We start from the raw sequence: 26,814 nt of genomic DNA on the forward strand, positions 1-26,814 counted from the left end.
AGCACTTCCTTCGAGTATTGATGCAACAAGGTAGAGTGCAATTAGATGCAGACTTTAACGAACAGACATCAATTTTACTAAATCGCCTGCAAAGTTTGGCCAAAGATATATTTGGACTACAAGGTGGCCCAGAGCAGAATTGTGGCTTTGAATTTATCGCCACGGACGAGCAAATTAATAATATTAACAATCTCAGTGAGGGAAAAAAACAAGAACTAAAGCAACTACTTCAATCTGAAAAGTATTTAATTGGCAAAGGCAACTATTATGTAGATGGTATACTTTGTGAAAATGAGGAACTTGTATCTTATCCTCATCAGCCAGATTTTACGCCGGAAGCCACAGATACTTGTAAAGTTCAATTAAATGGAGCAGCATATCTTGCTTATCTTGATGTTTGGGAACGACAGATAACCCCGATTGAAGATCGTGACGATCGCAAAATTAATATTCGTGAAGTTGCTTTAGGGGGAGCAGATACAGCAATTCGCTCTAAGTTAGTTTGGCAAGTCAAGCTCAAACAATTAAAAGATAATCAAGATATTGAAACGGTTGCCAAACAAGTTAGTAAGGATCGTGATTATTTTCAGAGTGTGCTAGGTCAAGAATTATTGAAGCCTGGAAAAGGCGAAATTATTGCCAGAATTACAAAGCCTAGTTCTACAGGAATAAACGATCCATGTGTTATTCCGTTTAATTCCAAATTTCGTGGTGCTGAAAACCATCTTTATCGTGCGGAAATTTTTAGAGTTTCTACTGCTAAAAACACTAATCAACTATCATTTGTTTGGTCACGCGAAAATAGCTCAATTGTTTTTCCTATTGTGACATCTACTGAGAAAAATTCCTCAGTACTTGTATTCAAGCTAGAACATTTAGGAAAAGACAAAAATTCTAGTTTATCAGCAGGTGATTGGGTTGAAATCATCAATGATGATTATATACTTGGAGATAGCGATCGCCAATTACTAAAAGTTGAGCAAGTGGATCGCATTGAGAATCAAGTAATTCTCTCAGGAGATAGCAAGAGCAACACATTGCTTCCAGAAAAGCACCCTCTATTACGCCGTTGGGACTCTAAAGAAGTCGAAGTAAATTTATCTGAAGGGAGTAATAAATGGTTCCCCCTTGAAGATGGAATTGAGATTCAATTTCAAGCAGATACTCAGAATAACTTTTATCAAGTAGGTGATTATTGGTTAATTCCTGTCCGAACAGCTACTGGCAATGTAGAATGGCCCAAACAAAAAAACAAAGAAGGAAAATTAGAGCCTCAACCTCAACCACCGCATGGTATAGCGCATTATTATGCACCTCTAGCAGTATTTTTAGGTAATCCTAATAATGTAACAGTTTATGATTGCCGAAGAAAGATTGGTAGTCAAGAAAGCACTATATCACCTATAAGTAATAAAGATAATAATCCTATACTAGCGAATTCTCAGGAAAATCCTGCAACGCCTATTAATCAGAAAGAAACCACTACACAAGCAATAACAGAATTCAATCGCATAATCAATGCTAGTTGGCATCACGATCAAGTTTTAGAAGCTACTATTGCAGAAGCACAGGAAAATTATAACAATGTCCCAGAGGATCAATTATTTAATTTAAAATCTCAGGATTTGAGAAATTTATTTACTAAACTAGGTTTAGTAATTCAATTTCAAAAACCAGTAAGAATTGATAGTTTACATAAGAGTAGTATATCTGTTTTAGCTCATACGGATAATGTGTTGAAAGGTGAAGTATTTTATATATTGCCAATGAAAGTTGAGCCAGTTCAAGTTACAAAAACTGAAATAAAATCTATCCGTTGGGCAATGGGCAATAATATATTAGATAGTAATATCAATCTAATTACAGAAGTTGAATCTTTGACAAGTGAAAATACTGCTTATACAGAAGCTGTTAGATTAATTACACCTGATGATTGGTCGCAAAAAGCTGTCTTTTACCAAAGTAATATCTATCAGTTTACTGTCTCATTGCATGGCGACTGGATTATGAATGAGGAGCCATTATTTGATAGCGAAAAATTTAATTTACAAGGAGATTTAAATAAAGGGATGATTCCTGATGGATTACGTCAGCAATTTCAAGAAAAAGGAATTTCCCTTTCCCCAAATATTATTTTGTTTACGGAAAAAGAAAATTTAAAATGGCGGTTAGTCGATGGAGGTAAAATTTACATTCTTAAACTAGATAACAATAAATTAACAGTTAGCAAGATTCAGGCATTGGATGGTAACAATATTTGGCCTGGTGTTCCTGAGCGATTTAGTGGAAATGGCTCTGAAGGAGGTGACTGGGTAAGTATTATTCATATCAAAACTTGACTTGCAGAAATTGGCGCGAATGCAGGAATAAGACGGGATATTCAGAGAGTTCAGGGGATCATCTGATGCTATTCTAGGAAACGCTTAGAACAAACCCGACACATCAGGCAATACCTGTGCCAAAAAAAGAGTATAAAGGGAGAGGGCTGATGTAGTAGAGTTATTGTCTTCCACAACGACAAGTCAAAAGCTACAATTCGCCCATGTTCGACATCCTATCACTTTTACAATGCTTGCTACCGCAAATAAATGCTATGACCATGCGGCAATTGAATCAGATAATCATAGCGATGTTAGCAATGAGCGGGCGAGTTACCATATTGGGGAATTCTCGTTGGATTAGCAATTTTGATTTTTTTTGTCTAGGATTAGTTTTTATAAGTTTTTATCTTTCCTCATTTAATATTTGATTATGGAATTAGTATTGGTGAAGCTAGGAGGTTCCTTAATTACTGACAAGGATAAACCTTATACTGCTCGAAGAGAAGTTATAACACAACTGGTTGAGCAAGTGAGCCTAATCAAACATGAAAATCCTAATCTGAAACTGATTATTGGTAACGGTGCTGGTTCTTTCGCCCACCAATCAGCGAATAAATATAATACAATTAATGGTTTTTCATGTGATGAAGAAAAACTAGGGTTCTGCTTAGTTCACCAAGATGCTTTAGATTTAAACTTCCTACTAGCTAAAAGTTTTTTACAAGCAGGTTTACCAGTGGTAAGTTTGCCACCTATTACTATGACAATAACTCATAATAAGAAACTGTTGAAGAGTGACTTTAGTGTAATAGAAAGTAGTCTACAAGCAGGTTTGATTCCTTTAATTTTTGGTGATGTCGTTCTAGATAAAGCTATTGGTGGTACTGTCTTTTCGACAGATGCAATGCTTGCAGAACTAGCGAAATACTTCTATCTTCAAGGTAAGTTTAAAGTTAGACTAATAAATGTTGGGAATTATGCAGGTGTATATGACCAAGATGGGCAAGTAGTTTCCAATATTACTCAAGCTAACTATTCTCAGATTAAACCTTTCTTGGGCAAGAGCAAATCAGTAGATGTTACTGGCGGGATGGCGAAGAAAGTTGAGGAGTTTTTGACTATTTCTAGTTTAGGGATTGACTGCTGGATAATTGATGGGAATATCCCAGGGAATTTAGCCTCTTCAGTTTTAGGTACGCCAACTCTAGGCACTTTAATTAGGGCATTTTAACTAAAATGATTTCAAAACTGTTGGTAGTTAATCCGAATTACTTATCTTTAATCTTTTTGAGATAACTCATTGAGAAAGGCAGAGGGCAGTTCTTGCTGAAGGCAGCTATGAATCTATCCTACTAATAAATTTCTGCGAACCCAGATGTAAACTGTCGCTAAGGAAAGAAAACCATTAAAGCAGGCGGAAGGCGGTAATTCGCTCTCACCGCACAACCTCTGTGCTTCTTCTTTTCTGTCCCCTGCTTGTTGGTTGTCCTCTTCCTTACCTGTAGCAACACATTTCAAGTGAGTTGCTCTCGGTTTGTCATAAAAATGCTCCTGATAATTGTTTCTGTATTTGAGTAAATAACTGCGCGGCAAAAATGGGTGGTACGGAATAGCCGATGATTGACCCAGCCGTAGCAGTCTCGTTGGGAAATTCGTACCAACCGGGAAACCCTTGCAAGATTGCAGCCCCTTCAATAGACAAGGATTTGACTATCCCATCCGGCAACCAGATATCAGCGAACTTACTACGGTTGCAACCTTTGTGATCTGTGAAATGCGATCGCAGTATCGTATTGTAAGGTAAATGTGCGGGCTTGTATTTCACATCTTTTCGCCCTCCGACTCGTTCAATCAGCAGTGGTGTTGGTTCGTTAGCTGCCAGAAATTTCTCTACCGCTTGCTGTTGTTTGGGCAGTAGTTGGGAATCAGTCATCATAGGAATGAGATGGGCAATGGCATCGTACCAACCTATTGGTTTTCTGTAAGTGGGTAAAGCAACGCCAAAACCCCTACTTGCAACCAGAACTAACCGCCGCCGCGCCTGGGGCAACCCAAAGTCGGCCATGTTGACCACGCTGTAATCGACTGAGTACCCCTCTTGCTCCAAAACATCCAGGATGATATTGAAACTCTGACTGTTCTGATAGCGCGGCACATTCTCCAGCGTAAACACCCGTGGCTGTAACTGTCGGATGGCTTCTGCTACTGCGATCGCTGCACTCAGATCGTCGTGAGTTTCACCACCCTTACCTGCTTTGGCAGTGTGAGCTTGGCTGAAGTTGGCGCACACTGGGGAGGCATGGAGGTAGTCGGGGCGGCGGGGAAAACCTAGAAATCCTAACCGTGCTACTTCTTGAACTGTTAGCTGGATTATTCTACAGCCGTACTTGCTAAAGTTGCGGTGATGGGTTTTGGCGATCGCCCTGCTCAAGTCTGGTTTGGTGGGGTCGAATTCCACCGCAATGACTGGACGAATCCCCGCTTGCACCATCCCCGCTTCAATCCCACCGCCACCCGCGAAAAGTACTACAGCGATCGGAGCATCATCTGGCAGAACTGGTTTTAATTTTGTGTTATCAAAATTTTTGCAGACATCCAATTTTGGCGATGTCTTTTTGGTTTTCGCTTTTTTGATAAAGGCGATGATATCTTCCCTAATTGCCCCCTGTTGTTGCATTAGACGAATCATTGGGACAGCACCAGGGGGAATTGAGCCTATACTTTTGCCTTTCCATACTCCATCAACTCGTTCTTCCCAGTTAAAACCCCATCGCCACTGAGTCGGGTTGTCTGGGTCACGTTGGCCTATAACTCGTGGGTAAAAAACTATTGAGCCATCAAGTAACTTTTTCTTTTCAAGGTACGGATATAGGCATCCTTGGCTATGAATTCGTATGCTTTTAAGGTCGTCCTCTAAGAATTTTTCGGGTGTTGGAGATAACGTAACGTCCACTGGTGCAGTAGAACCAGAAGGTGTTTGATGTACTTCAGTTTCGTGAAGTAATTTTTTCTTTTTAATGTACGGGTAGAGGTATTCTTGACTATGAATTTGTGGGGCTTCAAGGTCGTCCTCTAAGAATTTTTCGGGTATTGCAGAGAACTTAACCATTACTGTTTTAGTCATGCAGCCACCTCCATGACCAAATCATCAGGCACTTCAAAAATTCCCAACCGCCCAATGTAAGGAATTGGTGTAATTTCGCGTGGATTCTCCAGCTTCCAGTGGTACTGCTCAGGCATCCCCCAGCCAGACGCAACTTGTGAAAACTTGCAATCCACTATTGTGACCATACCGATGATTTGGCCGCGACGTAGAGAGATTAATTCTGGGATTACTACCCCCATGCTTTGACAAAATTCTTCCGCTAACTGGTACTCTTTTTTGGTACAAGTCTTGGCTGCGTGAATCAGAATGTCGCCGCGATAATGAATTGGCCAGCCACGGTTTTCAATATCCTTTAGAGCAAAAATAATTGCCCATGCCCAAGGCTGACGAACAGATAGCGCTTTCATGTGGATGCTCCAAAAAATAAATCTAATTATTTAAATTGGAATTCTGATATTTTCGTAGTAATGTAATAGTTAATTTGATTACTATTAGCCTGAAAATGAAAGGAAAGTGCTTTTTAGAAATAAAGGCATTCTCATTCTCATGTTCCTAATGAGGTGTTTAGACATGAGAATGTATCCTAATTCAGGATTTGGATAAAATTTTTAATTTTACCACTTACTATAGCAGTAAAGTTGTTGCGAAGCCCGACTATAAGCAACATACAATAACTTATTCCGCATCACATTATCTCGGCAGCCAAAAATATTTGATGTATCAACAAAGCAATTAGTAAATGTTCCCCCTTGAGATTGATGTACAGTAATTGCATAACCGTATTGTAATCGATTCATCAAGCTGCCTTTCACTAATAAATTGTAAGTCTCTAAGAACTCGTAATATTCTCGCCAAGCATAGCTTCTTTGGTTTGCAGTTAGCTGAAATATTTCTTTCTTGGCATTATTTACTGCATATTTAATTAAATCCCAAGAATCAGGGTGAATTATTGATAGGGATGCTTCTTTACCCAGATCATTCTTGATTTCAATCCGATAAGTTTTAAACGGACTATGCACTAGATGATGTCTACTGCCAGAGTATTCTTTAAAATCTCTTACTTCGCATTCAGCACAGGAATGCATAAAAATTTCTTTTTGCTCCCCAGAGTCGGCATTTAAAAAAATAGGTTCTTTCGCAAAGAGAATTTCTCCAATCTCTATTGGTTCAGCACCCGGATAAAGTGCAGCTCGAATTTGCTGATTCAGATTGTTAACTTGATTATTAGTCCATGCCAAAATCTTGGCTGAAGAGCGAGAAAACTTATAAGCATCAATAGCTGCTGCTATCCAAGTATCAAATTGCATTTTCTCAATATTACCCTCGCTCTGTAATCGTGGTGGAAATTGAGAATTTAAATTTTGGCGGAGTGCAGTTACATAAGTAGCGATTGCCCCCTCGTACCTCATGACTTGTGTTAATTCCATTCCCAAAGGCAACTGAAAGATTGGCGAAGAATCAACATTATCTTCAATCGGTGGCAATTGTGCTGGATCTCCCATAAAAATAGTAGGAGTCCGCGAAGGAATTAACTTAAAAAGTTCTTGCCCTAACATGGAAGCTTCATCAACTATTACTAAGTCAAATTCGTGATAATAAGGCTCTCTAGAGTAAGTATTTGGTTTGAGTCGTTGCTTTCCATTTTCATCATATTCTCCTCCAGGCATAACATGAAGTAAGCTGTGGAGAGTTGAGATATGTACAGTAAGACCTGCCTCTTGAGCCATTGCGTCCAATACATGTCTTGCTTTATGCGTTGGAGCGCACAAAGCAACTCTTAAACCAACATTTTTATTTTTATTTTTATTTTTATCTAAGTCTCGTGTTTTGAAGCAATCCTGAAACGATTGAATTACTCGCTGTACTAAAAACGTTTTTCCTGTACCTGCATAACCGCGCAATACAAATGGCATATCAGGGTTAGAACCATACCAGTCATGGATTAAATCAAACGCTTGCATCTGATCTAAAGATAATCCTTCCCGATGCTTACTTTTGCTCCAGCCAAAATTAATAATTGTTACTGGTTTCAATGTACTTATCTCCAAAAATCAATTCTTTCATGTAACAGATTTTACTCAAAAAGACGGTACTTTGTTGAATCTTGCAGTTAATTAGTTCAAGATTTTTTATTATTCAGCTATATGTTCAATACTGAGATTTAGCCAAATTTTTAAACTGTCCAAATCTTTCATCAAACAAGAGATTAACAGTCGTTTCACTACTAAACCGGCTTTTCAAAACTGAGACTTCAAAAATGCCTTTTTGAGTAGTCTGCTTGTCGTAGTAATCTTCCCGGTACAAACCCAACATCACAGCAGCCTCCTGTTCAAATCCTCCCGATTCTCGAAAGTCTGCTTTGGTTGGACGCTTTTCAGAGCGAGAATCAACTTCTCTTTTTAACTGCGCTAAACCCAAGACAGCACAATTGAATTGTTTAGCGATCGCCCTGAGTTGTTTCAAGATGGAGTCAATTTCTTGCACGCGGTTTTCCCCACGTTCACGGCGCATTGGTTCAATCAACTGCACATAGTCCACAATCACCAAACTGACTGAACCGCAACGAGCTTGTATATCTTGCAAATCACCTTTGATTTGTGATGTGGTGATTACGGGGTTGTCATTTAACCAAAATGGTAATGCCATCGCATCAGCACAAGCTTGAGCCAAATGATTCCAGTGAGATTCCCGGAGTGCATTGCGTTTAAAAAGCAGATCAGCAGGAACATTGGGTGCTGCCAGCCTTGAGAGGGTCTTTTTGACCATTTGTGAGGCAGAGATTTCTAAAGCGAAATAAGCGGTTGTTAAGCCGCTAGCAGCAGCCCGAATGCCAATATCTAATGCCCAGGTGGACTTGCCGATTCCGCCGCGACCTCCAACGACGGTCAAAGCACCAAAAGGCGAACTACTAGTTAAAATTGCCATTACTGATAATGGTCAGGGGATGAGCGAACAAGTCAAATCAAAAATATTTGACCATTTATTTACGACAAAAGCTGTTGGTAAAGGAATAGGATTAGGACTCGCGATCGCTCGTCAAATTGTGGAAGAAACCCACGGCGGAAAATTGAGTTTTAACTCTGGTCTGGGTCTAGGTAGTGAATTTATCATTGAAATTCCGGTATGATTTTTGGCGGTTTTTGGTAAATAACTTCAAATATCTGGGAATACTAAATCTGGAAATATTCAGGATTTAGCAGCATGGTTAGCACTTTAGTCAGTATTCCCGGATATTGCATCACTGAAGAACTATACAATGGTTCCAGAACCCTTGTCTATCGAGGCTATCGAGAGACTGACTCATTACCAGTAGTGATTAAACTGCTAAAAAATCCTTATCCCAGCTTCTCTGAACTCTTGTCGTTTCGCAATCAGTACACCATTACCAAAAATCTCAACTCACCCCTGATCGTTCAAACTCATAGCCTCCAAGCGTACCAAAATGGCTATGCGCTGGTGATGGAAGACTTTGGCGGGATTTCTCTCAAAGATTATTTCACCTCTGACCAGACGCGATATATCGCCTCTAGTGAAGAGTTTTTACGAATTGCGATCGCTCTCTGCAACACCTTAGATATATTGTATCGGGAGCGAATTATTCATAAAGACATCAAACCTGCCAATATTTTAATTAATCCAGAAACCAAACAAGTTAAATTAATCGACTTTAGTATCGCCTCCTTACTACCACGAGAAACGCAGACACTCATCAACCCCAATGTCTTAGAAGGGACACTTGCTTATATTTCCCCAGAACAAACGGGCAGAATGAATCGGGGGATTGATTACCGAACTGATTTTTATTCTCTGGGTGTGACTTTCTACGAGTTACTTACTGGAGTTTTGCCATTTCAATCAAACGATCCAATGGAGTTGGTACATTTTCATATTGCAAAACAACCTCCTTTAGTTATCAGAGATGAGATACCGCAGGTGATTTCAGATATCGTGATGAAATTGATGGCAAAGAATGCGGAAGATAGATATCAGAGTGCGTTGGGACTGAAGTTTGATTTAGAAAATTGTTTACATCAGCTACAACTTAATGGTGTAATAAACGCTTTTGAAATTGCACAAAGGGATGTGTGCGATCGCTTCATCATCCCTGATAAACTCTATGGACGAGAAACCGAAGTTGAAACCCTACTGCAAGCCTTTGAGAGAGTTTGTCTCGGTGCAACAGAAATGATGCTGGTAGCTGGTTTTTCAGGGATTGGAAAAACAGCAGTTGTTAACGAAGTTCATAAACCAATTGTGCGGCAACGCGGTTATTTTATCAAAGGAAAATATGATCAATTTCAACGCAATATTCCCTTCTTTGCATTTGTCCAAGCCTTCCGGGATTTGATGGAGCAATTGCTAACAGAAAGTGACGTTCAAATTCTGGAATGGAAAAATAAAGTATTATCAGCCGTTGGCGAAAATGGACAGGTAATTATTGAAGTCATCCCCGAATTATCAAAAATTATTGGTGAACAAACACCCGCCATAGAATTATCAGGAACAGCAGCACAAAATAGATTTAATTTATTATTTCAAAAATTTACTCAAGTCTTTACCAGTGCAGAACATCCCTTAGTAATGTTCCTTGATGATTTGCAATGGGCAGATTCAGCATCACTGAAGTTAATCCAGCTATTGATGGCTCATACAAATCATCTTTTCTTAATTGGTGCGTACCGTGATAATGAAGTAGATCCGGGACATCCATTAATGTTGACTTTGAATGAAAGTCAAAAAAACCAAGCAACGATTAATACAATTACGTTAGCACCATTGAGTCAAATAAAAGTCAATCAGCTAGTTGCTGAAACACTCAAATGTCCAGAAGATTTGGCATGGACTCTTTCTCAACTGGTATATCAAAAAACTCAAGGTAATCCGTTTTTTGCAACCCAGTTTCTGAAAGCATTGCATCAAGAAAATCTCATTCAATTTGATTTTACTTCAGGTTTTTGGCAATGTGACATTGCACAAGTAACGACTCAATCGGTTACAGATGATGTTGTGGCTTTTATGAGTTTTCAATTGCAAAAACTGCCACCATCAACTCAAAATGTCTTGCAGTTATCTGCTTGTATTGGCAACTCTTTTGATTTAGCAACTTTGGCAATTGTTTCACAACAATGCCAAGCCGAAACGGCTACTGCTTTGTGGAAAGCATTACAAGAAGGGTTGATTTTACCAATTAGCGATGTTTATAAGTTTTATGTTGGGCAAGAAAACCAAGTAGTTACACAAGAAAATCAACAACCTGTTACCTATAAATTTTTACACGATCGCGTTCAACAAGCGGCCTATTCCTTGATTCCAGAAGATCAACAACAGTCCACTCATTTAGCGATCGCTCGGTTGCTGCGACAAAGCACCCCAGACACCGAACTAGAAGCCAAGATTTTCGAGATTGTCAACCATTGGAACAGGGCGATCGCAATTATCCTTGACCAATCGGAAAAAGATAATCTTGCCCAACTTAATCTAATTGCTGGACGCAAAGCTAAAGCCTCGAATGCTTACGAACCAGCTTTCAAATATTTCACTACAGGTATAAATTTACTGTCTGATGGTGCTTGGCAGACCCAAACCAGCCTGATATTAGGATTGCAGGAAGGAGCAACAGAAGCGGCGTATTTATGCGGTAATTACGAGCAAATTGAGCAGGGAGTAAAGGTAATTTTAGCTGCAAATCTCCAAGCGACCGAATACGTCAAAGCCTACGAAATCCAGATTCAAGCCTATACAACCCAGGGGAGATTTCAAGAGGCGATCGCGATTGCCCAGACTGCTTTAACCAAATTTAATACTTATCTTCCAGAGCAACCGACACCGACAGATATAACATCGGCTGTAGAAAAGGTAACGGAATTGCTTAATGGTAGAACTGCTGAAAATTTACTCGATTTGCCGGTGATGACAGAACCAGAAGCATTGGCAATTATGCAGTTACTTTCTAGTGTTACCGGTGCAGCCTATCTTTCTGCTTCCCAACTATTTCCATTTATTGTTCTGACTCAAGTTATATTGGCGATTCAGAAAGGCAATAACTCCCTATCAGCCTTTAGTTACACTAACTATGCGGTTTTATTGAGCAAGATGTTAGGGGATTTGGATACAGCTTATGACTTTGCTCAGATGTCATCACAATTAGTGGCAAAACTCAATGCACGTTTTATGCAGCCAAAAGTTAATCTTCTCCTGGCCGCATTTTTTATCCATTATAAATCTCATTTTTGCAACAGTTTAGCTTTATACAGGGAAGGTTTCCAGACAGCCCAGGAAGTCGGCGATTCAGAGTTTGCAGGCTATCACGTCCACCATATGTGTCAGTGCGTTTATATAACTGGTAAGGATTTAAATACTTTGGTGACAGAAACAGAACCTTATTTAAATACCCTATCCAAGCTCAATCTCAAAACATCTTTAAACTACTCTTACATTGTTTTACAAGCAGTTGAGCGGCTCCAAAATAGTCAAAACCAGTCAACTTTGACAAATAAAACAGAGCAAATACACGCCGAACTCACCGCTACTAATGATTTAATTGGATTGCATTATTATTGGGTCTATAGCCTGACTACTTCCTATCTCCTCAATCAATATCCACAGGCAATTCAAGATGCAATAGAAGTGCGTCAAACCCTAGCAGTTGCAGGAAGCGGGATTAGCGAATTAGTTTTTTACTTTTACGATTCCCTGACAGCACTGGCTACCCATACCGAAGCCACAGACAAAACCGAACTGCTGGAGCGGGTTTCCAAAAATCAAGCCATACTCCACCATCGTGCAGTTTCCGCACCGATGAACTTTCAACATAAATACGACCTAGTAGAAGCTGAACAACATCGGGTTTTAGGCAAGAATTATGAAGCAGGAGATAGCTACGATCGCGCGATCGCAGGTGCTAAAGAAAATGACTATATTCAAGAAGAAGGTTTAGCCAACGAATTAGCAGCAAAATTTTACCTCGACTGGGGCAGACAGCGCATAGCTGGGGACTACATGATTGAAGCTTATTACGCATATTCTCGCTGGGGTGCTAAAGCTAAGGTTGCTGACTTGGAACGACGCTATCCTCAACTACTTGCTCCCATATTACAACAAGCCCGTTCTTTGTTCTCCACTAGGGAAACTATCTTTGCATTGGAGAGTGTCACATCTACCTCTAGCAGTGTCTCGGATACCCTAGATTTAAAAGCTATTCTCGAAGCTTCCCAAGCTATCTCCGGTGAAATCGAACTCGATAAACTACTTTCATCGTTGCTTAGAATCGTCATCAAAAATGCCGGGGCTAATAAATGCGTACTCATGCTGTTGCGAGACTCGCGCCTGCTAATTAAAGGGTCAATTACCCTGGGGTCAGAGCCAGTCGTGTTGCAGCGCCTTCCGGTTGAAGAAAGTCAGGATATTCCTTTGAAGCTGATTTACAAAGTCTTGCACAACAGGCAGACTACTGTGCTACTTAATGCAACAGTCGATCCAACCTTAGCCAATGACCCCTATATCATGCGTCAGCAGCCCAAGAGTATCTTGTGTAGCCCGATTTTGCATCAAGGGAAGTTGCTGGGGGTGTTGTACCTAGAAAATAGTTTAGTTACGGGAGCATTTACAAGCGATCGCGTCGAACTGCTCAATTTACTTTGCGCTCAGGCGGCGATTTCTTTGGAAAATGCTCAATTGTATGAGCGATCACAGAACTATGCCCAACAGCTAGAGGAGTCATTCGCCGAATCGCAGCAAAAATCAGAAGATTTGCAACAAGCATTGCAAGATTTACAACAAGCTCAATTACAAATGGTGCAAAGTGAGAAAATGTCAGCACTAGGCAATTTAGTCGCTGGTGTAGCTCACGAAATGAATAATCCTCTTGGGTTTATTGCTGCCAGTCTAAAACAAGCTAAACCAACGTTTACTGATATTATCGAACACTTAAAGCTTTATCAATCAAGTTTACCCAACAAAAATGATGAAATCATTGACCACGCCGAATCAATCGACTTGGATTATAGTTTAGAAGATTTTCCCAAGATGATTGATTCTATGTCTATGGCGTGCGATCGCCTGAAAAACATCAGCACCAGTTTACGTACTTTCTCTCGTGCCGATCGAGATTACAAAGTACCATTTAACATCCACCAAGGCATTGATAGCACCATTCTCATTCTCAAACATCGTCTAAAAGCTAACGAACAACGTCCCGCAATTGAAATTGTCACCAATTACGGTAATTTGCCCCAGGTTGAATGTTTTCCTGGTCAATTAAATCAAGTATTTATGAACTTGCTTGCAAATGCTATTGATGCATTAGATGAATCTAATCAGGGACGCTCTTTTGAAGAAAATAAAGCTCATCCTAACTGCATTACAATTACAACTTCAGTCGAAAATAATCTAGTTAAAATTGCCATTGCTGATAATGGTAAAGGGATGACTGAACAAGTCAAATCAAAAATATTTGACCATTTATTTACGACAAAAGCTGTCGGAAAAGGAACAGGATTAGGGTTAGCGATCGCAAAATCTATTATTGTGGAAAAACACGGTGGAACACTTGCAGTTAATTCTACCCCAGGCGTTGTCACAGAATTTGTGATTACCTTACCGATTTTGGTTCAGGCTCAAAGTTAACTTGGTCGAAAGTGTGATTTCAGTTAACCACCACCGCTAACCAATCGCACACCACAGACGTACAACCGCTCCCAAAGTTAACCCAAATCTGCCACTGCCCCAGGTATGCGTTCCAGTAAGGTTCACCATCAGCAATTCCAACAGCCTCGCCGATTGTGGAGACTAACTGATTGTAGAACGAACCAACGCTGTCCAAGCCTTGCTGCAATTTCAGTTTCAGCCCCTTCCATCCTTGAGTAACAGGACTTTCCACGGGCGTGAGTGTTTGAGGAATATCCTGGGGGGCGGTGTCAATGACTGGTGTAGTTGTACTCATATTATTGCTGACTGACACCGAATCACAGTTTGACGCTTCATCCCGATTTAACCACTGCCCAAAAATTGAATCACGCTGATCATCAGGGGCAACAAACCGGTAAACGCACTCCCGATTTTCACGCTTACCCAACCGACCGACATAATCCAACTTCAAATCAATCTTCGCAAGTAGTTTCTGTGCGATCGCAATCGGTGTGTGTTTTTCAGAGATAGTCACATTCAAGTAATTCTTGATAACGTGCCTATGCTGAACAGCCAGTGCCTTAAACTGCATCATCTTCTCGTCATTTCCCCGTAACTGAACATCTGGTGTAAGAAACTGCAACAGATTTAGATTTTCCAGTAACAAAACAGCAGGTAATAACTGCCCCTTGTTGAAATCTGGCTTCCAAATTGAATTCTCTCCCGCCTCTAACTGCGCTTTTGCCCGTTTAGCATCACGGGTTGTCAGAAATTCTCGCCCCAGCGTCAAATAGTAGTGCATCCGCAGTTGAGGATACCAGCCGTCGTCATCCTTCTCAACCAAATCAGGGGTTACGTCAATTTCGTAGCGACGGGACAATTCAGCCTTGCGCTGCTGATGTCGTTCGGTTTTCGTTTTCGCTCTTTTGTCTTGCAACTTTTTGAGTTCGGTTGGGGAGAGTTCATCAGAATCCGCGATCGCCTGACACTCAGCAGTATACAATTGCTCACTTGCCGCCTTAACCGACTCGATTACAGCCCCACTCTCGTCATCATCAACATCGTCGGCATCGATAACGGTGTAACCATCCTCGACCAAACCTGCAAGCACAGACTCTCGATAGCGCCGCATTTCGACGTTAATCACAGAACCACGCTTACCCCAAGTCTGCAATGACTCCGGCTGAAAGTTCTGGTCAACAAAGCTGTAATCGTCATTGTCTGCCGCCGACAACAGCGCAATGTTAGCTTGTGTTGCGACGTGTTGACTTCTCAACAATCCTCCGATGGATGTGGAACCATTGCCTACAACTCCCATACCCCACTCTCTCACCCAAATGTGACGGTCAACTGTCTCCCTAACCCTTGCCAACATCTGCCGCACAGAATTAACCGGCTGCACTCCCTGAAAAATCCCCCAAACAGCGCTGAAATGTCCTCGAATGTCGATGCTGACCCCAGTTTCTAAACTTGGGGAGGCGATAACCAAATCATACTGGGTGAGAATCTCGTTCAAGTGAGCGATACAACCAAACGCCGCATGAGATGGATCAGCAACAGATTCGCTGTCAATTCTCAGGATTCGCAATTCTGGGTATTTCCGACGAAAACGTTCCTCCAATGCTTGGGTTCCCCACTTAGACTTAGCCTTTTGAGCAGAGCAACATAGTAAATGATGCCCACCAAAAGCTATCGCTTTGTCCAATGCCGCAATCAAATTCTTCGGGTTGCTGCCAGAGTAGTTGTAACACTTGCCTGCTACGTGACGATAATTGTTGACGATTACGAACGGATTAACCCGATATTCTCCAGCGAGTGATAAAACATACTTCACATCCGTGTCGGAAACATCGGCACTAGACAGATAAATCCTTCCCTGACTACTCCCTAGAACATTCTGTACTAACTGCTTGAGGTTTTTGAGAACAGACACACGCCGCTTCTGGACTTCAGTACCAGAGTTGAGCAAATGCCAGAATACTTGGTCACATTCGTCGATAATAATGACATCATTCACCCAGTCGTTAGGGTTGAATCGCGCCTGACTTTCCTGATGCAGGGAGTCTACACACACTCCATATCCCAAGAATGTGCCTGTTTCCGAGGTGCGAACTTCTGTGACATAGTTAACACCGAAGCGATTGCACAATGCCTCGCCTAATTGGATACGATGGGTGATTATTAATACCCGTCTCTCTTGGTCATGGGCTTTGGCCACCTCAGTAGCCAGCCATTCAGTTTTACCAGTACCTTTGGGAGCCTTGAGGATAATCAGCTTTTCACCTTCCGGGACGAGAAGCTGTCCCAAGAATCTTTGGTTGAGTGCGATCGCTGGCGGATAAGTCAGCAGAGTAAACAGCTTAATCTCCCACAATTCCAATGCAACAGCCGTATTGTAAAGTGCGTCAAATGCCGGCTGCCCTTTGGCAACGATAAAATCATCAACCCCTTTCTCTGCCCCGAATGGTAAATCAATCACTCGCAGCGAACAGCCTTCACTTACCAGCAGCCGACCCATGCGGCTGATAGCGGTTCTGACTCGCTGGACTGTCTCAGGTTTGTTGTCTTGGTCAAAGCAAATGTTGACCTGTCGCCCCTGTGTTGCAAAATGTTTCAAGTCGGGAATCAGAGAGGGCTTACCAATAGCGTTACCGTACTCATCATGGGGTGTGCGGTATCCTGCGTTAACACCGGGGATTGCGATCGCTGCATAACCAGCAGTTAGTAATGCCCCTGCTTTCTTGACACCTTCGACAATTGTGACTGGTACGTTATGCCTCCAAACCCAGTACCAGAAACCACCGGGATGCTGTAAATCTTCTTCAGTAATGGGGATACCGCTACGATTGGAGACTTTCACCCAAATGCGATTCGGTACTAAAAGGAAGAAAGCGCGTGTCTCTTCTCTGTATGGATGCTCGTACTTGATCAATTTGTGAATTTTCTGGCGATCGCGTCGGGGGTGGTCGGGTTTGAAGCAACCCCACATCATCAGGACGTAGTTGTTGAGGGGGTCAACGCCATTGCACCACCAGCCGCCTAATTCAATATGCTGGTATTTTTTCAAATCGCGATCGCGTAATCGTCCATCGTTGCGACGGGAGATTTTGGGACTGTAGAGCAGATATTCGTAGGGTAAAGTCCCAGAAAGCGATCGCACATTCAGATGGAAGATTTCTTCGTCAACGCAACTGTTGAGCCATTCAGTTAAATGCTGGTTTTCTGAACTAATTGTAATCATGTTTCCTCTAGAAATAGACGCATGGAAATGAAGCGGCATTGCACCTATGCCGCCGGTTCAATTTTTTGTGAGAGCTTATTGGCTATGAAGTAGTCACCAAGCCAGCGTTGCTCTGGGAAAAGGTTTTTGGGGTTGGGTAAAGGAGTGAGAACAATTCCTTTGCCTTTTCCCTCTTATCCTTCTCATCTGCTTTTGCCTACGTGCGGTCGAAAAGTCAAATTAATACGTGTGCTAACCACTTTGTTGGTCTTGGGAACTTGGTGAAGATGTGTAGACTGACAGCCTGGGTGCATCACAAGTAAACTGCCGTGTTCGAGCCAGAAATCCGTTGGTTTGCCGCCGATGGGTTTTATCTGGAATTTCCTCACTGAACCCAGGCTGACAGAGGCGATCGCTGGGTTAAATCCCATCGAAGCTTCACTGTCGTTGTGCCAGCCGATAGAATGCTGTCCGCTTCTGTACTGATTGCCAATGACAATGCGGAAGCTGTAGCCAGTAGCAGCAGTAATCCTATCTCGCAGTTGAGCTAGCGCTGAAGTCCAAGGTAGTGGTTTGAGTAGTACGCTTTTAGAGTAAAGGTAATCACAGCCTTCATCGCCATAAATGCACTCTAAGCGCGGAACAGGCATCGTTTTACCCAGCATTCTGATTGTGTTTTGTTGCCATTGCAGTTCTTGGCAATGTTGGTAGAGTTCGTCGGCTTCTTCCTTGTTCAAAAATTCTGGATAATAGTTGACTGGTAAAGTAGGAACAGATTCGGGAAATAAAGTTAGTTGTTGCATAATTCTCCTTTGGCAATCGCCCGAACAATTTCTTCTGCCCGTTCCTGTGAAATAGCCTGTTCTGGATTTTTGTAAAACCCAATAATTTCTGATTTGGGACGGATAATAATTTGCTGCCCTGTTGCGCGTTTGTCCCAGACAAAGCACGAGATGGTAACGTTATCGGTAGCCCAACGAGTGCCCCGTTTGTCTTTCCGAAAGCAGAAGCGCGGCAGAATCAATACAAGTGACGGCGGGTGCTGCTGCAAAAAATCAGCGCGATCATCACAGGGTTCGAGAAAACTGGTCAGAAGGAATGCAGCTACACCGATACGCGCTTTCTGGTAGGCATTTTTGATGATTGGTGCAGCAAACTCCGAATATGGTGGATTAGTACAAATCCAGTCGCAATCGGGAAACTTAGCCCATGACTCGGATAGTGTTGCATCCAGATGGTAATCAGCCGATTTATGTGGATCAATATCGTTCGTCCACATCTGCTTGGTGTGTAGCCACGCCTGAAGTAATGATGCGATCGCTCCATGCCCCACACAAGGTTCACCAATGACACCAGATAACGGAACATGGCGCAGTAATTCAGTTGTGAACCATGAGGGAGACTCATAGAAGTTCAGAGGATGTCGGGTGACAGTTTCAAGAATAGCTGTCTGGGGTTTTAGTAATGGTGTGGCAGTCATACTGCCTCCTGCGGTTGTTGAACAATCGTTGCGCTGATGGATTCAAAATCAACCTGAAATATGTTTAAATCAGGAGTCATTTCGCCATTGTTATAAAGTCCAACAATGTGCTGTCTGATTGCATCTTCTGTGAGTCCATCAGGAATGTGAATGTGGGCTTCACTAATAATTTTTTCTACTACTTGAACTACGACTTTCATAGATACTCCTAAAACTCAATTCGGTTCAAAGTTTGTAATTGTGTAGCAAGTGTGCTGATAAAATCCTGTAGTTCTTCTGTTGCTTCTTGAGGGCTGATTGCTTTTTTAGAAACGTAAAGCTTTGTATTCTCTAAATAAACTTCTACACGAGTCATATTTGTATGTGGCGAAGTCAATAGTGTTAAAGTAAATTTCTCATATTTGCAAAAGTAGTATTGACATTCTTCACTCAGAGATTGCCCTCGCTGCCATTTGATAATTTCTGTATCGTCATCGTTAGCAAGTTCAAATTCAACTTCTTCGATTGCAATGATAGCCATAGCCACACACGCTCTTTCTGCTGGATGCGTAGCTGATTGCATCCGGTAGCTTTCACGGACTACATAGCCTTGGATCGCGTAGAATTTCTTAGCTAGTTTTTCAATGAGTGCGTCTTTTTGAAAAATTCCAAGTTCCATATCCTTTCCCCTCAAGGTAGAATTTGCCTTTGTTGTAAAAGTTTTAATTCTTGATGATTCGGCGATCGCTCTGCTTGACCAATATCTAATGCCCAATGCCCAATGCCCAATGCCCAATATCTAATGCCCAATGCCCAATATCTAATGCCCAATGCCTAATGACCAATGCCCAATGACCAATGACCGATGACCGATGACCAATGACCATTAAGCAGTAACTACAGCTTTCTTACTAGCGAAAGCTCCCGCCTGCCTTAGCGCTGCACCAGGACTCGGATGAGCGAAGAATTCTTCTATAGCTTTGGTCAACCCAGCCGCAACAGTCGGCTCGTGACAAGCGTAGACATAGATGGGCTGTTGCACACCGTTAACCAGTCGCGTTTCTTGGCGATCGCCTAACTGTGGGTAAAACGTGCGAACCCATGTCCCAAGATGTCCCCGGTAGTGAGGGCCGTTCAGGGGGACTTTCTTTCCAAGTTCGCTCTCTGCAAAGTTCACAACCCCCAACCATCGTTCTTCTGAAGGAGTGAGCAATTTTCTGTTGTGTTCTGCCAGAAGATTCCCGGCATAGTCTTTGAATTGCTGTTCCATGTATGGGTTGAGTCTGCCACCAGTTAACTCAGCTAAAGTCTTCATTGCCAGGACAAGAGTATGCAATCGTTGTTCAACAGGGGGAAGGGCTGGTGTAGTGGGTTGTTCTTGTGGTTGGGTGGTGGGTTTTGTCCACCCCAATAAATCTTGAATCCAGGCACGAACACCAATGCTTTCAAAAGCTTCACAGGCTAATTTTGCTTGTGCGGTACATCTCTTACCAGCTTCATAGCCGTAATAATGAAGTATGGTTGCTACAGCGACATCGGGAATACCGGACTCAGACCATGATTTAATCTCAGCACCTTCAAAGCCTTTGTAGATAAGCCTTTCAGCCAGTTTAGAGCGAGAAATATCAGCAGCAGTTTTGAGGCTTCTGAGCAATCCAGCATCATTAACATTTGCTAATCTAGCTGCTGCCCGAACACTGGCCTTGCCCTGACCATTAGCGTCGATTTGAATCTCTTGTTTTATCTGTTCGATGATTTCGGCGATTTCAATTTGTGACATAACTTTAGTTGGGTGAGAATTTTTCGTTGTTGATTAGAGAGAATTAGATATTCACGCGCACCAAACTTTTTTCACCAACCAGTGAGAAACGATTAGATATAGTCCGTGATTGAGTTAAAGTTGGCGACACCAATTCAACAAGGTAAAACCAAGATTTATGCACCAGCGCAATCCCTAAAATCAGCCGTTGTTTTGCTCCCTGATCGTGAGAGCAGAGCATTACTCTTTCGCCCAAAACGAAAGCAGGTTTTTGTACACTGATGGCTTCTAATTCTCCAGTCCCGATAATTTGGTTTTGTGTGGCGTGGAGTATTTCATTGCGGCAATCAATTGAATAAATCCAGCACTCATACTTCCATTGCATACCGCAACAGTAGCCGAATGTTCTCGTGGTTCGTAAATATACTCTCTCCAGTAAATTCACCTCAACGGATGGAATTGTTCCACACCAAGGTGGAGAGAGATACCAGCTTGTTTGAAGTGCATTAATATTATCAATCATGATTTTCTTCCCTGGGATTAATAACCTAAAAATCCTTGGCAATCTCCAACAAAAAGCCGCGTCCCGTATTCTGTACTTGCACCATTTCTCTATCCAGCAGTGTTTGAATGACTGAATCGGAGAATTGGAATTGCAAACGGTGCAATGGAACACAGCCATCGCAAAGCTGAAGTAAACGCAGCAGGTGCTTGGCTCTAGCCTCAAAGTTATCTGTAGACTTAGCCATTGTTTGCACCTTGAGTTAATACGGTTAACTGTCGGTTGAGAATGCTTATCTGCTGTTGATAAAAGTCAATCTCTGCGGTAATTTGCTGGAATAATTCTTCTGGTGTGAGCGGTTGGATTTGATCTTCTTTCAAGTACGATATCTCGTCAGAATTCTTGTTAGGCATCAGAGCATAACGCCAACCATCATCAAATTGTTCAGCTAATTCTGTACCGGAGGGATAGTAATAAAGTCCTAGAATCGTGCCTTGTTCTGTACGCTGTTCCAAAGTAAAGCGAGGGTATGCCCAGTGTTGGGGAATGGATATTGTGGGTTGCATATTTGTAATGAGTGAATGATTAGGGGAGGGGGAAAGGGCAATATCAATTCGTAATTTCCAGTTCGCAATTCGCAGTTTAATTGCGACTTGCGAATTGCGAGTTGCGAATTGGAATTACGCTGTTACAGGCTCCCGTAACCGTTGCCAGTTTTGAGCGGTTAACTGCTCACAGTTAGCCACTTCAGCAGAGAGCAACTGCTGTAATTCGTCAGTAGTCAGCTGTTGCAATGGGAGATGCTGCAAGTATTCAGGAGTGGGTTCAGTTGCAAATGAAGTATCTGCCATCGACAGCGATCGCACTGCATCATAGACCGAGTTAGAATACTGCTGCTGGCCTGAATAACCCTGAATCACCCACCAGTCACCGTCAGTGCATCCGACTTGCCCCAGTTTCACGCCGTTGTCGTTGTAAATGCCATCATCGAGAATTTCAAACCCGTAATTCTGGCACTGGTTGAAGATATGCGCCATGATTTGGTTTTCGGTCGTAGGGGGTGTTGCAAGTTGTTCCTGCACAGGTAATGAGCCATCTTTGTGGTGAGTGCAGATGAAGCGATCGCAACGCATTAGAGTATTGGCACGAAATACTTCTTTATCGTTGACCATTACTACCCAGGGTTGCGTTAAGTGGTTGTCATCATGGCTGATGCTGGCTACCAGTTTGTCATCAGCGTAATATTCGTGATCAGAAAACGAGATTTCGACTATTGTGAGGGGTTCTGGGGCTACGGCTTGGGCTTGGGTTGCAATGTAGCTGTCGAGTTCGGCTTGGGCTGTGGCTTGTTCGTCGGGGGCAGCAGGGGTGACTTTCTGAATCTTGCTGGTTTGATATTCAGCGATCGCAGTAATCCAGGCATCCTTACAGCGTTTGTCGCTTACTTCGACTGTGCAGGCAATCTCGCTGTAGATTTGCTTGAGCCGAGCAATAGATTTCAGTTGTAGCTGTTGATGGCTGTATGTCGGATATGTCATGATTGTTAAACTCCTTGAAATTAGGATTAGAGAAGCGCTCTAGATTGGTAGTCGGGGGCGCTTTCTCTACATCTTTATAGTACACTACTAGTTTACAGTGTGTCAACTAGTAGTTAGTAGTGTATAGTAAAACTAATAGTTAACGCTTTACTCTAAGGAGGTGGTAAGTGTGATTAGTGCAAAAATGCGAATAAGACAAGTCAAAGAAGTTGAAATTGAGGGGCTAGGAGAGCGGATTAAGCAAGCTCGATTAGATTCGAGTAAGTCTCTAGAGCAAATATGTGATGAAGTTGGTTTGTCGCGCACTTACTGGTACGACATCGAAAAGGAAACTCTTAAAGGGGCGCTTTCAATTGAAAACCTTCGCAAAATCGAAGAAGTTTTGGGAGTTTCCTTTGGTGTAAACCTGGAGGAAGATTGTGATATTTAATCATGCTACTGCTAATCCACAGGTTTTTTTGGTGAGTACTTTGGGAGAGATTATCGCAACTAACTATCACACTTTGAGCAAATGCCATTGAACTAAAAGAGGTGGAAACATGAATAAACCAACCTCTAAGCGCAAAAAAGCTACCTCTGCTGCATCCAATAATTTAAAAGCAAGCACTAGTTCTGCCGGAGACATCTTTGATCCAGAAAATCCAGCTTCAGCAACAATTACAGTTACTGCTGCTGAAGTAGAGGAGTTGTCCGAAACGGAGGAGCGCGATCGCCTTCACCTAGAGCGCCGTGTGGAAAGAGCGTTTTTTGAGGCGGGTAAGGCACTGGCAGAATTGCGCGATCGCAGATTGTACCGCTCGACCCACAAGACGTTTGAGGAATATTGCCGTTCTCGGTTTGCGTATACTCACCGCCATGTAAATTATTTAATAGCTGCTTCAAATGTAGTTGACAACATAATAATGGGAACCAATGGTTCCCAAAATGAGATACAGGATGAAATGGGAACCATTGGTTCCCAAAACGAGATATCGGATGAAATGGGAACCAATGGTTCCCAAATTTTGCCTACAACCGAACGCCAAGTTCGACCACTGACTAAGCTAGAACCATCGCAACAGCAGGAAGTATGGCGGCAAGCGGTGGAGCAGGCAGGGGGAAAAGTGCCGCCAGCCAGAATTGTCAAAGATGTGGTGCAGCGCATCATAGAACGTACAAAAGTACCCAATACCTACCAACTGGGCGAAGTATGCCAAATCATTACCAAAGACAATCCCGAACTGAGAGGCAAAGGTGGCTGTTGGGGTATCGTTAACCATGTGGGCGAATTCAGCTGCACTGTAAAACTCTGGGATAGCGAGTACACGGTTGGTTTGCAGTACCTTAAATCTTACAATTACCTGCCTGCCGAGTGTGAGCAGATGCGGGTGATTTGCGATCGCATCAGTCGGGTGTATTCGAGTGGGCTGGAGGAGACAGTTAAAAGTCTGTTGCAGTCGTTGGGTAAGCTGAATCGTACTTATTTGACGGCTTTGGAAGAGAAATTGTTGAGTTTGATTGAGCGAGAATACGGGCTTATAGATTAATACTCCACAAACTCATAGACAATAGATGGATACACATCTTATGATTATGGAATCAGTTTGATATTTGGCAAGTCGAAGCGGGGTCAAAAAACCTGGGGATCTGCCAAAATCGTCAGAACCTTGACAAGTAAATAGTTTCACAGTTTCAGTTTTAAGGGAAGTTGAGAATTAGTCGCAATAAGAGCGGCTGAAATCGACCTATTTTTGAGGTCTGCCAAAATGCTTCCCAGGAAGCCTGCTCTGTAACAGTTTCAGCACCGAGCGGTTTCCATTAACCAAATCCCCTCACGGGGACTGAAACTTGAACATGAATCGGATGCGCTCTACTGGATCAAAGGTTTCCATTAACCAAATCCCCTCACGGGGACTGAAACTCTACTATAATACCCGGATAGTTTGGCTGTCAATAGGTTTCCATTAACCAAATCCCCTCACGGGGACTGAAACACTATGCTATAATCCCCGTTGCCGTCAAGCACTATGTTTCCATTAACCAAATCCCCTCACGGGGACTGAAACTTCTTGCTGTACGTCTTTAGTCACGCTTTCTATATGTTTCCATTAACCAAATCCCCTCACGGGGACTGAAACCGGCTATCCTAAGCGCAATTTACCAGCACGCCCATTTTTGGGGGTTTCCATTAACCAAATCCCCTCACGGGGACTGAAACATTCATCAGCCAATCTCTGAGGGCGAAATTGACTATCGGTTTCCATTAACCAAATCCCCTCACGGGGACTGAAACGTTGCAGCAGTAATTGCTCCAGGAGCAAACAATCCAAAGTTTCCATTAACCAAATCCCCTCACGGGGACTGAAACTTCCTACAATTCTTTCTAATTTGGGAGGACAGGGTAGTGTTTCCATTAACCAAATCCCCTCACGGGGACTGAAACTACCCATATCCATAAGGAATAGTGCCAGGAATATAGTTTCCATTAACCAAATCCCCTCACGGGGACTGAAACCTCAGAAGAAACAAAAGCAATGAAGGTTCCTATTAGATTTGATGGTTTCCATTAACCAAATCCCCTCACGGGGACTGAAACACGATTAATCATAAAGATTTATTTTTGTGGAAGATTGAAAGGTTTCCATTAACCAAATCCCCTCACGGGGACTGAAACATGTGTGACTCTGTAATATCTGAAATTTCTAACTGTAGGTTTCCATTAACCAAATCCCCTCACGGGGACTGAAACTGGAAATAGCTCAAGATATCCAAGATTATTTGGATTAGTTTCCATTAACCAAATCCCCTCACGGGGACTGAAACAACGAGGCCGCTAGCCTCCTGGGGGCAAAGCTCCAGGAGGTTTCCATTAACCAAATCCCCTCACGGGGACTGAAACACTTGTGCCGCAGTTAAAACTACTGGGGTACTTGGTTTCCATTAACCAAATCCCCTCACGGGGACTGAAACTCGTATCAAAAGCAATTGCAGAATTTATTGAAAATGGTTTCCATTAACCAAATCCCCTCACGGGGACTGAAACGGTATCGTCACGCTAACAGATGAACATTCATATAATGTTTCCATTAACCAAATCCCCTCACGGGGACTGAAACTAATAACGTCGTTATAAATATCGTTACCGTCTATCGGTTTCCATTAACCAAATCCCCTCACGGGGACTGAAACGACTTAAATGCACTGCTTTGGGAGCAATATTTATTAAGTTTCCATTAACCAAATCCCCTCACGGGGACTGAAACATTTAAACAAAGGAGGATCGTAATGTCTGCTCAGTTTCCATTAACCAAATCCCCTCACGGGGACTGAAACCCTCCGAGTATTCTCGGAGTTCTCCCTGTATTAGCAAGGTTTCCATTAACCAAATCCCCTCACGGGGACTGAAACATCTACCGGGATTTTCAATTACACCTGCATTAAATAATGTTTCCATTAACCAAATCCCCTCACGGGGACTGAAACATTCAACGTGGGCGTCTGTTGTTTTATAGCTAGATGTTTCCATTAACCAAATCCCCTCACGGGGACTGAAACTAAATAGGTTTTGCCCATCGTTATTGTTTGGGTATAAAGTTTCCATTAACCAAATCCCCTCACGGGGACTGAAACAATACGAAGAAACAACACAATCGCCTGAAGATTAGCAAGGTTTCCATTAACCAAATCCCCTCACGGGGACTGAAACTCTAAATGATGAAGGCTCAAAACATGAAAGTAACTATGTTTCCATTAACCAAATCCCCTCACGGGGACTGAAACTTGCAGTTCATCAAAGCGAATATAATGGTAAAAAGGAGTTTCCATTAACCAAATCCCCTCACGGGGACTGAAACCTCTTGAGGTTTGGAAGGCTCAATGTGAGTTAGCTAAAAAAGTTTCCATTAACCAAATCCCCTCACGGGGACTGAAACTTGGAATCAACGCTTCAGCGGATAGAAGATGGTGAGTTTGATGTTTCCATTAACCAAATCCCCTCACGGGGACTGAAACATTCAACATCAGCTTTACATTGCGCCGATTGGAAAGGTTTCCATTAACCAAATCCCCTCACGGGGACTGAAACGCGATTCTTGTAGGGTGGTTCGGCGGTTATTGGGACGTTTCCATTAACCAAATCCCCTCACGGGGACTGAAACGAGAGTGGATTGACTTACTTGCTAAATTAAGTGGAAAGGTTTCCATTAACCAAATCCCCTCACGGGGACTGAAACAGGCCAGAAAAGGTTCAAGACATGACTGCTGAACTCGTTTCCAGAACCAATTACCCCGCAAGGGGGATTAAAA

The 26,814-nt window shown here is 42.5% G+C and carries 21 protein-coding genes, 2 pseudogenes and 1 CRISPR repeat array; of the genes and pseudogenes, 7 read left to right on the forward strand and 16 right to left on the reverse strand.

Annotation, left to right across the window (positions count from 1 at the left end):
* The 3 genes and pseudogenes from ACM0OX_RS18035 to ACM0OX_RS18045 all read left to right on the forward strand — a co-directional run.
* A partial coding sequence (locus ACM0OX_RS18035) for a DUF6519 domain-containing protein (RefSeq protein WP_414516445.1) occupies nt 1-2,339 on the forward strand: 2,339 nt, incomplete at its 5' end.
* 203 nt (nt 2,340-2,542) lie between these two features.
* Nucleotides 2,543-2,677: pseudogene (locus tag ACM0OX_RS18040) on the forward strand (IS4 family transposase); the annotation flags it as partial.
* 74 nt (nt 2,678-2,751) lie between these two features.
* Nucleotides 2,752-3,552, forward strand: coding sequence for an isopentenyl phosphate kinase (locus tag ACM0OX_RS18045; protein ID WP_414516446.1), 801 nt, complete (start codon nt 2,752-2,754; stop codon nt 3,550-3,552).
* A gap of 113 nt (nt 3,553-3,665) precedes the next feature.
* On the opposite strand, the gene ACM0OX_RS18050 is transcribed toward ACM0OX_RS18045, so the two are convergent.
* From ACM0OX_RS18050 to ACM0OX_RS18070, 5 genes are all read right to left on the reverse strand, one after another.
* Entirely contained in the window at nt 3,666-3,839 is a 174-nt protein-coding gene (locus tag ACM0OX_RS18050; protein ID WP_414516447.1) for a hypothetical protein, read from the reverse strand.
* A 19-nt stretch (nt 3,840-3,858) separates the two neighbouring features.
* Complete coding sequence (locus ACM0OX_RS18055; protein ID WP_414516448.1) at nt 3,859-5,445, reverse strand: DNA cytosine methyltransferase; 1,587 nt, start codon at nt 5,443-5,445, stop codon at nt 3,859-3,861.
* Nucleotides 5,442-5,834, reverse strand: coding sequence for an ASCH domain-containing protein (locus ACM0OX_RS18060; RefSeq protein WP_414516449.1), 393 nt, complete (start codon nt 5,832-5,834; stop codon nt 5,442-5,444). Before ACM0OX_RS18060 ends, ACM0OX_RS18055 begins: the two co-directional genes overlap by 4 nt.
* A gap of 207 nt (nt 5,835-6,041) precedes the next feature.
* On the reverse strand, nt 6,042-7,460 hold the full coding sequence (locus ACM0OX_RS18065; protein WP_414516450.1) for an ATP-dependent DNA helicase: 1,419 nt from the start codon (nt 7,458-7,460) through the stop codon (nt 6,042-6,044).
* Nucleotides 7,461-7,575: 115 nt separating this feature from the next.
* Complete coding sequence (locus ACM0OX_RS18070; protein ID WP_414516451.1) at nt 7,576-8,352, reverse strand: DnaB-like helicase C-terminal domain-containing protein; 777 nt, start codon at nt 8,350-8,352, stop codon at nt 7,576-7,578.
* Between ACM0OX_RS18070 and ACM0OX_RS18075 the strand changes: the two are divergent.
* Nucleotides 8,336-8,554: pseudogene (locus ACM0OX_RS18075) on the forward strand (sensor histidine kinase); the annotation flags it as partial. The gene ACM0OX_RS18070 and the pseudogene ACM0OX_RS18075 overlap by 17 nt on opposite strands.
* Nucleotides 8,555-8,628: 74 nt before the next feature.
* Nucleotides 8,629-14,052 (forward strand): AAA family ATPase, encoded by a 5,424-nt coding sequence (locus ACM0OX_RS18080; protein ID WP_414516452.1) that lies wholly within the window; start codon nt 8,629-8,631, stop codon nt 14,050-14,052.
* Between the two features lie 19 nt (nt 14,053-14,071).
* Here ACM0OX_RS18080 and ACM0OX_RS18085 read toward each other — a convergent pair whose 3' ends face one another.
* The 11 genes from ACM0OX_RS18085 to ACM0OX_RS18135 all read right to left on the reverse strand — a co-directional run bounded on the left by ACM0OX_RS18085 (nt 14,072) and on the right by ACM0OX_RS18135 (nt 22,530).
* Nucleotides 14,072-17,293: a plasmid replication protein, CyRepA1 family gene (locus tag ACM0OX_RS18085; RefSeq protein ID WP_414516453.1), complete on the reverse strand. Its 3,222-nt coding sequence runs from the start codon at nt 17,291-17,293 to the stop codon at nt 14,072-14,074.
* A gap of 182 nt (nt 17,294-17,475) precedes the next feature.
* Nucleotides 17,476-18,075, reverse strand: a complete 600-nt coding sequence (locus ACM0OX_RS18090) for an alpha-ketoglutarate-dependent dioxygenase AlkB family protein (RefSeq protein WP_414516454.1) — start codon at nt 18,073-18,075, stop codon at nt 17,476-17,478.
* Nucleotides 18,063-18,752, reverse strand: a complete 690-nt coding sequence (locus ACM0OX_RS18095) for a hypothetical protein (protein ID WP_414516455.1) — start codon at nt 18,750-18,752, stop codon at nt 18,063-18,065. Before ACM0OX_RS18095 ends, ACM0OX_RS18090 begins: the two co-directional genes overlap by 13 nt.
* On the reverse strand, nt 18,749-18,952 hold the full coding sequence (locus ACM0OX_RS18100; protein ID WP_322709592.1) for a hypothetical protein: 204 nt from the start codon (nt 18,950-18,952) through the stop codon (nt 18,749-18,751). Before ACM0OX_RS18100 ends, ACM0OX_RS18095 begins: the two co-directional genes overlap by 4 nt.
* 8 nt (nt 18,953-18,960) lie before the next feature.
* A complete protein-coding gene (locus ACM0OX_RS18105; RefSeq protein ID WP_414516456.1) occupies nt 18,961-19,410 on the reverse strand; it encodes a hypothetical protein in 450 nt (149 codons plus the stop codon).
* A gap of 11 nt (nt 19,411-19,421) precedes the next feature.
* Complete coding sequence (locus ACM0OX_RS18110) at nt 19,422-19,562, reverse strand: hypothetical protein (RefSeq protein WP_414516457.1); 141 nt, start codon at nt 19,560-19,562, stop codon at nt 19,422-19,424.
* Nucleotides 19,563-19,617: 55 nt separating this feature from the next.
* Complete coding sequence (locus ACM0OX_RS18115; RefSeq protein ID WP_414516458.1) at nt 19,618-20,511, reverse strand: hypothetical protein; 894 nt, start codon at nt 20,509-20,511, stop codon at nt 19,618-19,620.
* Nucleotides 20,512-20,554: 43 nt separating this feature from the next.
* On the reverse strand, nt 20,555-21,013 hold the full coding sequence (locus tag ACM0OX_RS18120) for a DUF1392 domain-containing protein (protein ID WP_414516459.1): 459 nt from the start codon (nt 21,011-21,013) through the stop codon (nt 20,555-20,557).
* Nucleotides 21,014-21,038: 25 nt separating this feature from the next.
* Entirely contained in the window at nt 21,039-21,239 is a 201-nt protein-coding gene (locus ACM0OX_RS18125) for a hypothetical protein (protein WP_414516460.1), read from the reverse strand.
* On the reverse strand, nt 21,232-21,558 hold the full coding sequence (locus ACM0OX_RS18130; protein ID WP_414516461.1) for a hypothetical protein: 327 nt from the start codon (nt 21,556-21,558) through the stop codon (nt 21,232-21,234). Before ACM0OX_RS18130 ends, ACM0OX_RS18125 begins: the two co-directional genes overlap by 8 nt.
* Nucleotides 21,559-21,672: 114 nt before the next feature.
* The gene (locus ACM0OX_RS18135; RefSeq protein ID WP_414516462.1) at nt 21,673-22,530 is read right to left on the reverse strand and encodes a hypothetical protein; all 858 of its coding nucleotides are present in this window, start codon (nt 22,528-22,530) and stop codon (nt 21,673-21,675) included.
* Nucleotides 22,531-22,714: 184 nt separating this feature from the next.
* Here ACM0OX_RS18135 and ACM0OX_RS18140 point away from each other — a divergent pair, with 184 nt between their 5' ends.
* On the forward strand, nt 22,715-22,960 hold the full coding sequence (locus ACM0OX_RS18140) for a helix-turn-helix domain-containing protein (RefSeq protein WP_179076365.1): 246 nt from the start codon (nt 22,715-22,717) through the stop codon (nt 22,958-22,960).
* Nucleotides 22,961-23,069: 109 nt separating this feature from the next.
* Complete coding sequence (locus ACM0OX_RS18145) at nt 23,070-24,056, forward strand: hypothetical protein (RefSeq protein ID WP_414516463.1); 987 nt, start codon at nt 23,070-23,072, stop codon at nt 24,054-24,056.
* Nucleotides 24,057-24,320: 264 nt separating this feature from the next.
* A CRISPR array of direct repeats spans nt 24,321-26,741; the repeat unit is 37 nt; unit sequence GTTTCCATTAACCAAATCCCCTCACGGGGACTGAAAC.
* Nucleotides 26,742-26,814 lie beyond the last annotated feature (73 nt).

The organism is Nostoc sp. PCC 9305 (assembly GCF_963920915.1).
Classification (GTDB): Bacteria; Cyanobacteriota; Cyanobacteriia; order Cyanobacteriales; family Nostocaceae; genus Nostoc.